Annotated in this window: 11 protein-coding genes; 3 read left to right on the forward strand and 8 right to left on the reverse strand. The window is 64.2% G+C overall.

The genetic code is table 11. The annotated features are described in order from the left end of the window. Positions 1-15 precede the first annotated feature (15 nt). From HNQ40_RS03900 to HNQ40_RS03925, 6 genes are all read right to left on the reverse strand, one after another. A complete protein-coding gene (locus HNQ40_RS03900) occupies positions 16-1,677 on the reverse strand; it encodes a phytoene desaturase family protein (protein WP_184676570.1) in 1,662 nt (553 codons plus the stop codon). 4 nt (positions 1,678-1,681) lie between these two features. Then, a complete protein-coding gene (locus HNQ40_RS03905; RefSeq protein WP_184676572.1) occupies positions 1,682-3,115 on the reverse strand; it encodes an aldehyde dehydrogenase family protein in 1,434 nt (477 codons plus the stop codon). A gap of 14 nt (positions 3,116-3,129) precedes the next feature. Next, positions 3,130-4,752, reverse strand: coding sequence for a phytoene desaturase family protein (gene crtI / locus HNQ40_RS03910; RefSeq protein ID WP_184676574.1), 1,623 nt, complete (start codon positions 4,750-4,752; stop codon positions 3,130-3,132). 71 nt (positions 4,753-4,823) lie between these two features. Continuing rightward, positions 4,824-4,991 (reverse strand): DUF2256 domain-containing protein, encoded by a 168-nt coding sequence (locus tag HNQ40_RS03915; RefSeq protein WP_184676575.1) that lies wholly within the window; start codon positions 4,989-4,991, stop codon positions 4,824-4,826. A 26-nt stretch (positions 4,992-5,017) separates the two neighbouring features. Beyond that, positions 5,018-6,583, reverse strand: a complete 1,566-nt coding sequence (locus tag HNQ40_RS03920) for an SDR family oxidoreductase (RefSeq protein ID WP_184676576.1) — start codon at positions 6,581-6,583, stop codon at positions 5,018-5,020. 46 nt (positions 6,584-6,629) lie between these two features. After that, positions 6,630-8,171 carry a cryptochrome/photolyase family protein gene (locus HNQ40_RS03925; protein WP_184676577.1) on the reverse strand — a complete coding sequence of 514 codons (1,542 nt, stop codon included), beginning with the start codon at positions 8,169-8,171 and terminating at the stop codon, positions 6,630-6,632. A gap of 67 nt (positions 8,172-8,238) precedes the next feature. Between HNQ40_RS03925 and hydA the strand changes: the two genes are divergently transcribed. The 3 genes from hydA (at position 8,239) to HNQ40_RS03940 (ending at position 12,283) form a co-directional block, all read left to right on the forward strand. After that, positions 8,239-9,687, forward strand: a complete 1,449-nt coding sequence (hydA, locus tag HNQ40_RS03930) for a dihydropyrimidinase (protein WP_184676578.1) — start codon at positions 8,239-8,241, stop codon at positions 9,685-9,687. Between the two features lie 11 nt (positions 9,688-9,698). Continuing rightward, positions 9,699-11,096, forward strand: coding sequence for a hypothetical protein (locus HNQ40_RS03935; RefSeq protein WP_184676579.1), 1,398 nt, complete (start codon positions 9,699-9,701; stop codon positions 11,094-11,096). Positions 11,097-11,272: 176 nt separating this feature from the next. Then, positions 11,273-12,283: a DUF1254 domain-containing protein gene (locus HNQ40_RS03940; protein ID WP_184676580.1), complete on the forward strand. Its 1,011-nt coding sequence runs from the start codon at positions 11,273-11,275 to the stop codon at positions 12,281-12,283. Between the two features lie 34 nt (positions 12,284-12,317). Here the strand turns inward: HNQ40_RS03940 and HNQ40_RS03945 are convergent, their stop codons facing one another. Both HNQ40_RS03945 and HNQ40_RS03950 read right to left on the reverse strand, forming a co-directional pair. After that, entirely contained in the window at positions 12,318-13,574 is a 1,257-nt protein-coding gene (locus HNQ40_RS03945) for a hypothetical protein (RefSeq protein WP_184676581.1), read from the reverse strand. A 299-nt stretch (positions 13,575-13,873) separates the two neighbouring features. Beyond that, a complete protein-coding gene (locus tag HNQ40_RS03950) occupies positions 13,874-14,602 on the reverse strand; it encodes a hypothetical protein (RefSeq protein ID WP_184676582.1) in 729 nt (242 codons plus the stop codon). Positions 14,603-14,698 lie beyond the last annotated feature (96 nt).

Consider the following 14,698-nt stretch of genomic DNA (forward strand, 5'->3'; position numbering starts at 1 on the left):
AAGTGGGAATACCAATCAGACAGCGGCGGGCTCGGGCGAGACCGCGGGCTTGTCGCCGGGGGTGATCAGGCCGTCCTGATCCAGGCTGTCGGCGGCGATCCAACCCGACATCATGACCATCGGCATGCCCGGCCCGGGGTGGGCCGCGCCACCCGCGAGGTAGAGGCCCTCGACATCCATGCTGCGGTTGGCGGGCTTGAACGCGCCCAGCCACTTGCCGTGCGACGCCAGGCCGTAGATCGCGCCGTTGAGCACGTTGTAGCGATCGTGGATGTCTTGGGGCGTGAGCGCTCGCTCGAAGACGATGCGCTCTTCGAGGTCGGGCATGCCCGCGGTGCGTTTGAGTTTGTCGAGGATGGTCTGGCGGTAGGACTTGAACAGCTCGCCGTCCTTGGACCAGTCGTGGTGCGGCCGCATGTAGGGCGTGTGGACCAGGACGTAGAGCGCTTCGCCGCCGGGCGGGGCGACGGCCCCGGGGGGCTCGGTCCGCGCGGTCGCGGCGAGGTAGGCAGTGGGGTCCGGGGCGGGCTCGCCTTTCTTGTAGATCGAGTCGAACTCTTCCTCGGGGTCACGGCTGAAGACGAAGTCGTGGTGGGCCAGGTGGTCGTAGGCCTTATTGAGCCCGAGGTAGAGCACCACGCCCGAGCAGGCGGGTTCGTAGCCCCGGCGTTTATCGAAGGCCTTGGCCACGTCGCCACCGACGAGTTCGCGGTGGGTGCGGACCGAGTCCATGTTCGAGACGACCGCGCCGCAGGCGACGCGTTCGCCCGCTTCGGTCTCGACGCCGACCACCTTGCCGCGTTCGGTGACGATGCGTGACACGCCTTCACCGGGGCGAAGGTCGACGCCGAGCTCGCGGGCCAGCTTGGTGAGCGCCTCGGGCACCGCGCGGGTGCCGCCCATGGGGTACCACACGCCCTCGTTGACCTGCATCGACGCGATACCGCAGAGGATGGCCGGGCTGCCGTAGGGGCTGCTGCCGACGTACTGCGTGAAGTGGTCGAGCATCTGCGACACGCGGTGGTCGGGGATGTACTTGCGGATGGTGCTCGCGACGGATTTACCCATCCGCATCGAGAGCACGTCTTTGAGCGTGTTCAGGTTGAACGTGCCGCCGAAGCCGCCGTCCATCATCATATCTTTGAGCCCGCCGATGGACTTCCAGAAGTAGAAGTCGTCGCTGATGCGGTGCAGGCGTTCGGTGTATTTGATGAGCTCGGCGTACTGCTCGCCGGAGACCGGGGCCCCGGCCTTGCCGTGGGCGGGCGTGCGGTCTTGGAACATCTCCAGCTCGCGTTGCATGTCTTCGACGCTCTGCCGAAGGTCCAGCACGCCCCCGCCGCCCTGCGACTCGTCGAAGAAGCAGCGCCACTGCGGGTCGAGCCGAACCAGGTCGAGGTAGTCGTGCATATCCCGGCCGGCTTCTTTGAAGATGCGTTCGAGCACGCGCGGCACGGTCAGGATCGTCGGCCCCATGTCGAACTTAAACCGCTCGCCGGGCTCGCCGTCGGAGACGAGCTGCGCCGCTTTGCCGCCCAGCCAGGAGTTCTTGTCGAACAGCGTGACCCAGTGGCCGCGGGCCGCGAGGGTACACGCCGCCGCCAATCCACCGAGGCCGGCCCCCACCACCGCGACGTGGTTCGTTGCGCTTGTTCGATCCGGGTCGGGCATATCCATGTGTTTACTCCTGATCTTGGGCGGAGCTGTTCCGCCTCGATAATGTTAGCAAGCTACACCCCGCCTTGACCCGCGCCGCGACGCCTTTTGCGTGACTCATCCGCAATAACGCCCGCAGGATCGGCACGGTCGTCGCATCCGTCGGCCGGAGGTGCGGGTGCAGCTTCCACCGCCGGGCGGTGATCGCCTTGACCCGGGTCATTTCCAGCAACCCATCCGCCCCGCGTGTCGCACCGAAACCGCTCCGGCCACGCCCGGCAAACGGCAAACGAGGGTCGGCCGTGGGCACGATCACGTCGTTAACCACCACGCACCCCGCATCGATCCGCGTGGCGAAGTCGTACGCCTCGCGGTCGGGGCCGAACACCGACGCGCCCAAGCGGTACCCGCACCGGCTCGCTTCACGCAACGCTTCGTCACCGTCTGCCACCGGCACGACCGAGACCACCGGTGCAAACACATCGGTCTGCAGCAAACGGCACGTCGCATCTACGCCCGTCACCACCACCGGTTTCATGGTGTCGCCTAACGGTGTCGATTCGCCGTGGACCTCACCGCCCTGCTCCCGCACTTCATCGAGCAACCCATTCACGAGGTCGCGCGTCCGCGGCGGGATCGGGGTTGCGGGTGTTTCGGCGAGTAGTTCCCGAAGACGATCCACGAGACGGTCGTGCAAGCCTTGCTCGACAAACACCCGCCGCGGCGCGATACACGTCGCCGAGCCGTTGAGCGTTAAGCCGAACGCGATGCATTTCGCCGCGAGCTCGACGTCCGCCCCGGTCAACACCACGACCGCGTCGCAGCCCGACAGCTCCATCACACACGGGATGCTGTGCTCGGCGCACTTGGCTTGAACAAGTTTGCCCGTGGTCTCCGAGCCGGTGAGAAACACCTTGTCCATCGCGGGGTAGAGCGCATCGAGTTCAGACGGGTCGGTACCCGTGACCGTTAGCGCCTCTTCGGGCAAACCCAACTCGTGGAGCGCTGCGGCGAGCTCCCGCATGATCTCAACACACCCGGGCCCCGGCGAAGGCTTGACCCACACCCGGTTGCCCGCCGCCAAGGCCTGCACCACTTGGACGCCAGGCAGAAACAACGGGAAGTTACCCGGCGCAATGATCAACACGTTGCCCATGGGCTCACGGTGAATCTCCGACGCCACGCCCCACAGCCACCTCGGCCGACCGCGTCCGCCGAGTTTTTGGGGGCGCAAGAGCTTCGTTGCGTTTTGTGCGATCCACCCGCACGCCTCGGCCAACGGCAGTACTTCCGCGGCGAGTGTCTCCGAGTCGTGGCTCCTCGTCGACAGCGCTCGCAGCGGCGCGATGAAGCGTTCGGATTGATCGGCCAGAACGTGACGCAGTCCGCCGATGAGTTGGACCCGCTGCTTGAGTGGCAACGAGGACCAAGACGAGGTGGCGGATGAATCGTGCGTCACGAGGTGCGGAATCCCTAGACCGTGGTGAGCGGCTCGGCCGATGCGGGAGTGGTTGACGCCGAGGCAAACCCCGGTGTTGCGGTCGCGGGCTCGGGGGCCTGCCAGGACGCGGACATGCCCAGGTCTTCGAGCAACAGACGTGACGTAATCCGTGCGCCTTCGTAGATCACCGGGAGACCGCTGCCGGGGTGGGTACCGCCGCCGACGAGGTACACACCGTCCACATCCTCGAAGCGGTTCTGCGGGCGGAGGTGCAGCATCTGGCCGAGGTTGTGGGCGAGGTTGAACGTGGCACCTTTGTAGATGTCCATCTCGGTCCGCCAGGTCACGGGGGTCATGACTTTTTCGTAGCGGATGCGCGATTCGAGGTCGGCGGGCAGGCCGAGCTTGGTGAGTTGGTGCATCACCTTGGCGCGGAACGGCTGGAGCTGCTGCGACCAATCGACGTTGCCGTGCTCGTGCGTCACCGGGGCGAGGATGTAGAGCGACGTCATCCCGTCCGGCGCCATGGTCGGGTCGGTCCGCCCGGCGTGATGCACGTACACCGACGGGTTGTCCGAGAGCTTGTGCTGGTTCTCGATCTCGTCGAGGTTCTTGGGGTAGTCCTTCGCGAGGAAGATGCTGTGGTGTTCGAGGCCTTTGCCATCGAAGCCGCCCAACTCGTCCGGTGGGATGTCCACCCCGAGGTACATCATGAACGTCGAGCAGGAGTACTTCTTCGTTTCCAGCTTCGCGTCGGTCCACCGGCGACGCACGCCGTCGGGCACCAGTTGATTCATCGCGTTGGCGAAGTCGGCGTTAACCACCACCGCGTCCGCTTCGAGGTCTTGCCCCCCCGCGGTCACGCCGACGCAACGCTTGCCCTCGAACCGCATCGCATCCACCCCCGCGTTCAGACGGATATCGACGCCCATCTCCTCGGCGACACGTGCCATCGCCTCACTCACTGCGGCGCATCCGCCGGTCGGGTGGAACACGCCGTAGTCGTACTCGAGGTAAGACAGGATCGTGAACAGGCTCGGGCACTTGAACGGGCTCATGCCCAGGTACTTGCTCTGGAAGCTGAAGGCCAGACGGATGCGTTCGTCTTTGAAGTAGCGGCCAAGATCGCCGTCGACGCTCGCCCACGGCCGAACCAGGGGCAGCATCTTCATCATCGACAGGTTCACGTAGTCGGTCACGCCCTGCCAGGGCTTCTGAAGGATGGGCGTGAAGGCGTCGAACTTCTCGCGGTTCTCTTCGATGAATTTCGGGAAGCGCTGGGCGTCTTCGGGCGAGATGCGGGCGATTTCGGCCTGCATCCGCTGGATGTCGGGCGTCGCGCGCAGGTCGCCCATGACCTTGCCGTCGTCGCCTTCAAACAAGAGGTGGTACTGCGGGTCGAGGCGGACCATCTCCACCTCGCGATGCAGGTCACGCCCGCACATCGCGAAGACTTCTTCGAGGATACGCGGGTACAGGAAAAACGTCGGCCCCATATCGAACTTGAAGCCTTCGTCCGTGGTGATCGTGGAGGTGCGTCCCCCCACACGGTCGCGTTTTTCCAACACGGTGACTTTGGCCCCGGACTGGGCGAGAAGCATCGCGGCGGCGAGTCCGCCCGGCCCCGCACCCACGATGACGATTTGCTTGCTCATGCCAAACCTCTGTGACAAACACGGTAACAACCATGGTAGGCCCAAACGGCCCGGCCGACCGCGACAAACCTTCAGCTTTTTGCGATGGGTGCCTGTTTCGCCGACTTGCTGCAGGCTTTCGAGCAGTATTTCACGCGATCCCAGTCGCGTTCCCACTTCTTGCGCCACACAAAGTCCCGGCCGCACACCGGGCAGGTCTTGGTCGGCAGGTTATTCGGGTTTCGTGTGTCACGCGGCATGGCAACATCCCAACTTCAACCCCGGGTCAATGCCCCGGGGCCGCCACGGCGACCGAGACTTCGCCCTCGGCACTTTCTTCTTGTTGCCACAACGCTCGCGCCTCACGCTCCAAGGCTTTGAGCATCGAAGGAAAGATCAGTCCGTGCGCAGGCACCAGCGAGTACCAGTACAGCGTGCCCGGCAGGCCGTGCGGATCGAACAGCGCGGTCTGACGGAGGATCGTCTTGCCGGCGCGTCGTTCGACCTCCCACTGCAGCCAGGCCCGGCCCGGCACCCGCATCTCGGCCCGCAAGCGCAGCAGGCCAGGCGAGCGCGTGTCTTCATCCGCCGTTGCTCCAAACAGAGGCGGCTCGATCGCGTCCACCCGCCACCAGTCCAGCGCTTCCCCTTCGAGCAGTTCGGTGGGATGCCGCCGGCCACGACGCAAGCCGGGGCCGCCCATCAACGCATCCGCCACGCCACGCAGCCACCACGCCCAGCGGTAGACGTACCACCCGTTCTCGCCGCCCACCGACTGCACCGCGGCAAACACGTGCTCGGCCGGGACATCCGTCGCCAAGGTGCGCTGGTCGCGGGCCAAGCCTTCGCGGTCTTCAATAACGGTGTCGACCTCGCCGCCGCCCTTGGCCGGGGCGGCGTCGACCACCGCGCTGCTCCAGCTGGTCTCGACCTCACCGCGTTCGATCTTGGTCAGCGCAAAACGCACCGCGTCCTGAAACGGGATCGGCTCGATCCACGGAAACAGCTTGCGAGCTTTATCGGTGTCGGCGATCAGGTCCTGCGTCACCCCCGCCACCAGCGGCACTGCCAACGCATTGGGGATCGGCGTCACCAGCCCCACCCACCGCGCGGCCAAATTCGGCGCCAGCACCGGCAGCGGCACAATCAACCGGCGGTGCCCGCGTTCCTTCGCCACGCCCAGCATCATGCCCTTGAAACTCAACACGTCCGCCCCGACCTCGACTATCCCGCAGGGGCCAACGCCGAGCGCCACCTCCAGGTAGGCCAACACGTCCCGCACCGCGATCGGCTGGACCTTCGTGTTCACCCACTTGGGCGTCACCATCACCGGGATCCGCTCGGTGAGGTAACGAACCATCTCGAAGCTCGCCGAGCCGGACCCGATGATCGGACCGGCGCGGAACTCGCTCACGCGCTTGGGCAGGCCGTCCGCCAGGATAGCACCAACCTCGGCCCGGCTACGCAGGTGATGGCTCCGCGTCGGCTGGCCTTTCGGCTCGAGCCCACCGAGATAGATCACGTGCGGCAGGGGTTGGCGTGTCGTTTCGGCGACGGCGTGGCAGGCCGCGACGAAGTTATTTGCCGCGTCGCGGTCACGCTGAGCGAAGTCCGCCCCGCCGTACATCGAATGCACCAGGTAGTAGGCCGCGTCGATGCCCTTGACCGCTGGGGGCAGCGTCTCGGGTTTCAGCAGGTCGCCCTGCACAATCTCGACGTTGTTTTCCCAGGGCCGCCCTTTGACCGGATCGGTCTCGCGCACGAGGACACGCACGTGGTGCCCGGCTTCAAGCAGCCGAGGCACCAGCCGACCCCCGATGTAGCCGGTGGCTCCGGTGACCAGAACGTTCATACGGGAGTCTAGGGAGCCCGACCCCGCCCGCCCACCGAACGGGCCCTTATCCCTCGGTGACCTCATCGATGAACGTTTGGGCTTTGCCGAAGATGCGTTCACGCCGCTCGGAGTCCATCTTGTCGAGGGTGCCGAGCATCATGGACAGGCGCGGGTTGCGGGAGAAGAACGCGCGGTGCTTGTCAACGAATCGCCAGTACAGGCCATCCACCGTCTCGCACCATTCATCGGATTTCTTGTAGCAGTCCGACATCTTGACGAGGTAGTTGCTCCCACAGATGTAGGGCTTTGTAGCGAAGACGCCGCCGTCGGACATCAGCCCCATGCCGTAGACGTTCGGCCCCATGACCCAGTCGCTGGAGTCGACGTACATCTCCATGAACCAGCGGTAGGCCTCGCCCGGCTCGACCTCGCAGAGATTCATCAGGTTCGCCAACACCATCAGCCGCTCGATGTGGTGCGTCCAGCCGAGGCGATGTGCCTTGTCGATCGCGTCGTCGAGCGGCGGCAGGCCCGTCGTCGCGTCGTACCAGCACGGCTTGAGCTTGCGGGCATGGTTCCAGAAATTCGTGGTCGACTGCTTGTCGTCGTAGTGCTGATACACCCCGCGGACGAACTCCCGCCAGCCGATCACCTGGCGGACGAAGCCTTCGAGTGAGTTCAGCGGCACCTCGCCGTCGGCATCTTCGGCATAGGCCAACGCCCGCTCCACCACCTCGCCCGGCGTGAGCAGCCCGAGGTTCAACATCGGCGACAACACGCTGTGAAACAGCACATCATCACGCCGCGACAGCGCATCTTCGTACGGCCCAAACTCAACGAACCGCTCGTCCAAAAACTCACGCAGCCACGCCAAAGCCTGCCGCCGCGTCGTGGGCAACCAGAACTCGCCGTCGCCGGACAGCTCTCCCGGGTGGTCAGAAAAACGCTCGGCCACCAACCGCTTCACCGCCTCGACGTGCTCGGTCGGCTTGGCCCAACTCGTCTCGGGGAACTCGACCTTCTTGGGCAACTTCTTTCGATTGTCCGCATCGAAGTTCCACTGCCCACCCAGAGGCTGATTGTGTTCATCCACCAGGATGCCCAGGCGTCGGCGTTGACGTTCGTAGAACTTGGCCATGAACGGCCGCTTGCCCGAGCCGCCCAGATAATCCGCAAACTCTTCGCGCGGCGTGACAAACATCGGGCTCTCAAGAAACTCCAGTTCCCAGCCCTGCTGCTTCGCGAACGCTTGGATCCGCTTTTCGAAAAAACGGTCTTCGATCTCGAACATCACCAGCCGCTCGATGCCCTTACCCTTAGCAAACCGCTCGAGCTTTTCTTCGTAGCTGGCTTGCTGAGCTTTATCGTTCTGAGCTTCGAACTTGTCGTAATGCACCTCGCAGCCGTTGCCACGCAGTTCGTCGGCATAGGAACGCATCGCCGCGAGAAACAGCACGATTTTTTGCTTGTGGTGCTTCACATACGTGCAGAGCCCGAGGTCCTCGGCCATGAAAAAACGTGCCCCGCGCATCGGCTTGTAGGCCGACCACGGGAACAGCTGATTGCCCAATACCACGACGAGGGTTTCCGATCCGTACGAAGCCATGCCGGAGCATAGGCCCAGCCGCCGCATCGGGCTTCGCCTACCCCACCCCGCCGGTTACACTTGCTCTATGCCACTACTCATCCAAAACGCGCGCCTCGTCACCGCAACCTCGGACCAGCCCGGCGACCTCTACGCCGAGGGCGACAAGATCACCACCCTCGCCGCGCCGGGCAAGCTCGACCCCGCCGACCTGCCCAAGAGCACCACGGTCATCGACGCGGCGGGCAAGCTGCTCATGCCCGGGTTTATTGATCCCCACGTGCACATCCACCTGCCGTTCATGGGCACCTTCGCCAAGGACGACCACCCCACCGCGAGCCGCGCCGCCCTCGTCGGCGGCACCACGACCTACCTCGAGATGGTCTGTCCAAGCCGCGACGAACAACCGCTCGAAGCCTACGAGCTCTGGCGGGACAAGGCCGCCACCGGCGTGTGCGACTACGGCTTCCACATCGGCGTCACCCGCTTCGACGACGACGTCGAGCAACAACTCCGCACCCTGGTCGCCGACCACGGGCAGCGCTCGTTCAAAGTCTTCCTCGCTTACAAGGGCGCGTTTGGCGTCACCGATGACGAGCTCTACAACGTCTGCAAGCTCGCCGCCGAGCTGGGCGTGATCGTCACCGCCCACTGCGAAAACGCCGAGCTGGTTGCCGCGAACCAGGCCGCCCTGCTCGCCGCCGGCAAGGTGGGCCCCGAGTGGCACGAGCCGTCCCGGCCGGTGTCCGTCGAGACCGAAGGCGTCCACCACTTCTGCACCTTCCTCGAAATGACGGGCGCCACCGGCTACATCGTCCACACCTCCTGCCGCGACGCCGTCGAGATCGCGATGGATTTCCGGGCCCGCGGCGTCAACGTCGCCGTCGAAACCGTCATCCCGTACCTGACCCTCGACGACACCTACGCCCAGCGCAACGCTTCCACCGGCCACGACGCGTTCGAAGGCGCGAAGTACGTCATGTCCCCGCCCATCCGCGGCGTCGAACACCAGCACTACCTCTGGCACGCTCTCGCCGCCGGCCACGTCCACACCCTCGGCACCGACCACGCGCCCTTCGACTTCGCCACCCAGAAACACATAGGCTGCCCCGACGCATCCAAAGCCGTCGATGCCCAGTTCAACCCGCTCGGTGAACCCAGCGACTTCACCCGTATCCCCAACGGCATCCCGTCCATCGAACACCGCGCCGACCTGCTGTACCAGGGTGTCGCCGACGGACGGATCACGCTGCAGCAGTTTGTTGCCCAGGTCAGCACCAACGCCGCCGACCTCTTCGGCCTCCACACCAAGGGCCACCTCGCCCCCGGCTACGACGCCGACCTGGTGCTCTACGACCCCGACGCACCCAAAACAATCTCCGCCCAAACCCACCACATGGCCACCGACTACTCCGGCTTCGAGGGCGTGACCCACCCCGGCCACGCGACGCACGTGTTCTTGCGTGGTCGGGCCGTTGTAGAAGACGGAAAACTCGTCGACGAACTCTCGCCGGGCCAAGCCGCACCGCGCGGCTAAAACCCCCGGGGATGAATACACTCATGCGTATGAACCTCCGCCTGCTCCAACGATTGGCCCCCAGCCTGTTCGCCGCGTGTCTCGTCGTCGGCTGCAAAACCGCGCCGCCCGAACCTGAGCCCGAGCCGCTTCCCGAGCCCCCGCCGTCCGTACCGCTTGGCGAACTGCCCGAGACCGCGCCCGAGCCCCCACCACCCGACGTCGCCCTCGGCGGGCAAGACGCCCAGAGCAAGGACTACACCCCCGCCCAGATGCAGGCCACCGTCCGCAACTTCGCCGACCACTACCGCCAGTCCATGGCCTCGGCCCTCGACCGCATCATCATCGAATCCGACGACCCCGAACTCATCCGCCGCGCCCACGCCGCCAAGATCAACGGCGTCACCGCGATGTACGACATCGCCGTCGACCCCATCCCCGCGTCGGCCATGCTCAACGGCCTCGTCCTCGTCTCCCTCCAGGCCAAGTTCCTCCGCGCCAACGGCGAACAGTACCTCGGCGAGTACTACCCCCTGCTCCAGATCACCGCCGACCGATTGCAAGAAGAAGCGTTCCGCATCGCCGCCCGCGCCATGACCGAGCAGCAACGCATCGACCTCCGCGCGACCATCGACCAATGGGCCGCAGCCAACCCCGACGAACGCAACTTCTGGTACATCCGCCTCGACGACCTGCCCGGCATCAGTGAGGACCCGAACTACCTCAAATCCTTCACCAGCCTCCCCGGCAGCTTCCTCAGGTTTGTTAACCCCCTCTCCGGCACCAACAAGTCCGTGACCGATGCCCAGATCTTGGCCGAGCGTATGAGTTGGCTCGCCCCCCGCCTCATGATCCTCGCCCAGTGGCGGGCCGAAGCCATCGTCTACAACAGCATCGCCAACACCCGGCTCAACGAAGTCGTCGACTTGGGCAACCGCATCACGACCGTGGCCGAAGAACTGCCCAACAACATCAGCGATCAGCGTGAAGCCCTGTTCGACGACCTCGAAGCGAACGAAGAACTCATGAACAACCTCCTCACACGCAGCGAGTCCATGACCAACGAAGCCACCGAGCTGGTGACCACGGTAAACAGCCTGGCCGAGCGCATCGAAAGCATCATGGCCGCGTCCCGGGAAGCCAGCGACAAGAAACACGAACGCTACCCCGACCTCCCCCCGCCGCGCCCGTTCGACATCACCGAGTACACCGAAGCGCTCAACGAGCTCAACAAGGTCGTCACCGACGCCAACACGCTGCTGCTCAACGCCGACACCGCCGCCAGCCCCAAAGCCATCGACGACCGCCTCGCCGTCGTCGAAACCTCTGTCCGCAACCTCATCTTCACCGCCGCCGCCGCCCTGCTGGTCGTGGGCTTGCTGCTCATCCTCGCGGTGAAGTTCATCCCGCGGCGGCAATCCAGCAAGTGACCCAACAACCCAATAGAACGATGAGGCAAGCCGCTAACGCTTGCATCCTTTCGCCTGGGTTGATCGATTTCGCTTTACTCTTCAGTTGCTGCCTGATTACACTTTTGTGACGAGAGAATCTTCTTTTCTACATCCCAACCAGGCAGGAAATGCCTTTCTCAACTAGGTCAATAAACATGAACAAGTTGCCACTTACCCTTGTTTGCCTCGCTCTGTGCGCCGCCTGCTTCGTGACTCAGGCCGACGAGCCGGTGATCGTCACCGAATCCAACTACCCGCAGGTCGAGACCAACCGGCAGATGATCATCACCCAAAACAACGCCGGGGGCGTGAACAAGTTCCTGCGCAAACGGTCCGTACCGAGCGTCGACAACCAACCCGTCATCCGCATGAACCGGGACACGCTCTACTCCATGGCGATCATCGACGCCTCCGAAGGCGCCACCGTCACCCTCCCCGACACCGGCGATCGATACATCTCCCTCATGTACCTCGACGAAAACCACCGCGTCTACGACATGGTGTATGAACCCGGCGAGCACGACATCCCCGCCCACACCGAACACATGTACGCCCTCGTCCGCATCGGCCTCCAGTCCGGCGATGACGCCGACCTCGCCGCCATCCACGAGCTACAAGACCAGATCAAGCTCCACGCCAACAGCGCCACCCCCTTGGCCCCCATCGCGTTCGACCAAGCCTCATACGAAGAAACCCACCACGGCATCCTCACGAAGTTTGCTGAGTCCGGCCTCCTCGACACCGAGCGCATGTTCGGCACCGAAGACTACGTCGACCCCGACCGCTACCTCATGGGTACCGCCATCGGCTGGGGCGGCGCGACCTGGAAAGACAACATCTACCAGTTCTCCCAATTCTTTGAAGGCTTCGACGGCCGATCCACCACCTTCCAAGACCCCCAAAACACCGGCGGATTCTGGTCCATCACCGTCTACAACAAAGACGGCTTCATGTTCAACGACATCGCCAACATCAACTCCGAAACCGCCACCCCCAACGACGACGGCACCTACACCGTCCACTTCGGCTGCGAAGGAAAAGTCAACAACATCCCCATCCAAAACGACACCGGCAGCTGGAACGCCGCCATGCGCCACTACACCCCGTCTCAGGATGTGATCGCCGGCAAGATCGTGCCGATGGAAACCATCGAATTGGTTGACTAGGGCCTGACAATTCAAATCGCCGGAAAAGCTACCTTCACGCCGCGTCCAGCCGTTTGGGTTCGATTAGATCGCGCTGCCCACGCCCGTTGGCGCTACCAGTAAAGCCGGTTGCTTCGATCTGACGACACACGTCGTACTTCGGGATCGGCAGCAACAAGCCCGGATCGGTGGCGACGTGTTCGAGCCAACGGTCTTTGAGCTCTCGGGCAAACGCCTCCTGAGCGGGATCAAACTTCTTCTTCGCGGCTTTGACCGCCTTCTTGGCTTGCTTCAACTCCGCGTCCACCGCGGCCTCGGCTTGTTGCTCGGCTTCCTTCGCTGCTGGCGAGGGCATCGGGGCACCGAAGCGCAAGCCGCCACGTTTGACGGTGCGTTGAGTGGCTTCGCTCTTGGTGGCGAGCTTCAGGGCGGCGTCTTTCTTCTGCTTCACCCGCTGCTTCCGCTCGCGCTCCAGCCGCTGGACTTCGCTCTCGAGTAATAAGACTTCGTCTTTGGTCGCCTCACTTCCGGGGGCGGGACCGTTCGGCAGCACGATCGGCTTCGCGTCGCTCCAGTGCGTGCCGGGCGGGATGGGGAGGACGAGGCGATCCTCGCCGATCGCGCCGGCCCCGGTCTGGCTCGGGAACCAGTACGGCGTCCCCCCGGAAGCGGGATCACCCGTGTCGCCTTCCCGGATCCGCTTCTGCCAAAAGATGTGCATCCGCGGCCCCGCTTTGCGTTTCCGACCGCCTCCCGTCCGGAACGCCAGGGGCACGAAGCCCATCGCTTCCCAGAAGTGGTTCGCCTCCAGGTCCTGGGCACACCAACAACAGTACAGCCGACACCCGTAGGCGCTGGCCTCAAACTTCGCCTTGAGTAGATTCGCCGCCACCAGCGACCGCCGCCACTCGGGCACCACGTTCATCTGATAGATGATCCCCAGCTCGTCCCGCTTCAGGTAACGGTCCACGGCGATTAAATAGCCCACCGGCGAGCCGGTGGAGTGATCGGTACCCAGTGAACAGTCCACCGTTGAATCCGCGTCCCCACTGTTTACTGAACACGGTGAACTGTTCACTGTCCCCGTTGCAACCGCGACGAGGACGTTCCCCTTCGACAGGTGGCCCTTTATCGCCTTCTCCCACATGAACCCCACCGCTTTGGAGTTGGCTTTCTGCAACGCATCGATAAACGGGTAATCACTCGCCATCGCGGGACGGATCGTGATGTCTTGTTGGCTACGCGGCTGGGGTAATTCAACCGGCACAGGAACACCCGCGGGGTTCGTGTCGATTCGGATCACGTCGGACATGGCTTGTACTCCCGGAATAGGTGAGGTTTGGAAGGTTGGAAGAGGTCTCACGCAGAGCCGCGAAGACGCGGAGGACAAGGCAGGGTTTATCCACCGATTAAGAGGATGAAAGGCAGGATTTCGCAGCCAACACACAAGGCATTGGGTTTTAAAAAATCAGGTTCCAATCGTCTTAATCTGTGGACAACAACTTGCCTTATTGCCTTATCTGCTTAACGCCTCTGCGGCTTTGCGTGAGGCTCAAATAATCCCGCCCCGATGTCTCGGACCGGGATTGTGGGGATGGGGGGTTCGATGTTTTACGCCGCGTCGGCTTGGTCGCTCGCTGAACTTCCGGAAGCGGAGCCGGGGTTGGCGGTGACGCCGAAGCCGAGGTGGGTGCTGATCGGGGCGCAGGCCGGGCCGGATTCGCCGCGGCGGTTGGACCAGAACGCGGTCAGCCAGACCTTGGTGGCGGGGGTGAACTCGTCGCCGAATTCGACCTCGGTGTCCAGCCGGGTGTCGTTGCCCTCGAACGACCAGTCGCGGATGTCGGCGGGGATGTCCTCGCCCACGTAGCTGAGCACGGTCGCGGTGGCGACGCCCTCGGGCTTCTTGCGTTTGCCGGTGGCGGCGTTGCGTAGCCGGAGCTTCACGGTCCGGCCCTCGACCGAGACGATGTCGAGCTGCGGCGCGTCTTCGGGGGGCGGCACGGGGGTCGGGTCGGTGTCGGGTACGGTGATGCCCAGCGCCGCTCGCTTGTCGTTGTTGATCGCTGGCGAGGCCTGGATGATGCGCACCAGCTTCCGCGTCTCGGCGATCAGTTGGCGTTTGAGCGTGTTCTTGGCCTCGATGTTGGCCGGTGACCGGGTGGTCTGCTCGTTGGCGGTGTCGTACGCGGTGATGAACACCGCCCGCAGTGCGCCGTAGCCGGTGGCTTGGTCGGCCGTGAGGCCGTAGGTCGTGGGATTGGCTTCGATCAGCGACGCAAAACCCTGGGTCCACGTGACCAGTTCCGACTCTCGGGCCGGCAGATATGGCTTGCTCATGGCAAGTCTCCTTGCGGCGGTGCCGCGTTCGTGTTGTGAGCCCCGCCCGGAAAAGTAGAGGGGGCCCCGGAAATCAGTCGGTACCCGCCACGCCCC

Origin of the sequence: Algisphaera agarilytica (assembly GCF_014207595.1) — a bacterium.
GTDB classification, from domain to species: domain Bacteria; phylum Planctomycetota; class Phycisphaerae; order Phycisphaerales; family Phycisphaeraceae; genus Algisphaera; species Algisphaera agarilytica.

Bases quoted from the DNA above. Each gene is read 5' to 3' on its own strand.
- HNQ40_RS03900 (WP_184676570.1), bottom strand. From the start codon at position 1,677: ATGGATATGCCCGACCCGGATCGAACAAGCGCAACGAACCACGTCGCG.
- crtI (WP_184676574.1), bottom strand. From the start codon at position 4,752: ATGAGCAAGCAAATCGTCATCGTGGGTGCGGGGCCGGGCGGACTCGCC.
- HNQ40_RS03915 (WP_184676575.1), bottom strand. From the start codon at position 4,991: ATGCCGCGTGACACACGAAACCCGAATAACCTGCCGACCAAGACCTGC.
- HNQ40_RS03920 (WP_184676576.1), bottom strand. From the start codon at position 6,583: ATGAACGTTCTGGTCACCGGAGCCACCGGCTACATCGGGGGTCGGCTG.
- HNQ40_RS03925 (WP_184676577.1), bottom strand. From the start codon at position 8,171: ATGGCTTCGTACGGATCGGAAACCCTCGTCGTGGTATTGGGCAATCAG.
- hydA (WP_184676578.1), top strand. From the start codon at position 8,239: ATGCCACTACTCATCCAAAACGCGCGCCTCGTCACCGCAACCTCGGAC.
- HNQ40_RS03935 (WP_184676579.1), top strand. From the start codon at position 9,699: ATGAATACACTCATGCGTATGAACCTCCGCCTGCTCCAACGATTGGCC.
- HNQ40_RS03940 (WP_184676580.1), top strand. From the start codon at position 11,273: ATGAACAAGTTGCCACTTACCCTTGTTTGCCTCGCTCTGTGCGCCGCC.
- HNQ40_RS03945 (WP_184676581.1), bottom strand. From the start codon at position 13,574: ATGTCCGACGTGATCCGAATCGACACGAACCCCGCGGGTGTTCCTGTG.
- HNQ40_RS03950 (WP_184676582.1), bottom strand. From the start codon at position 14,602: ATGAGCAAGCCATATCTGCCGGCCCGAGAGTCGGAACTGGTCACGTGG.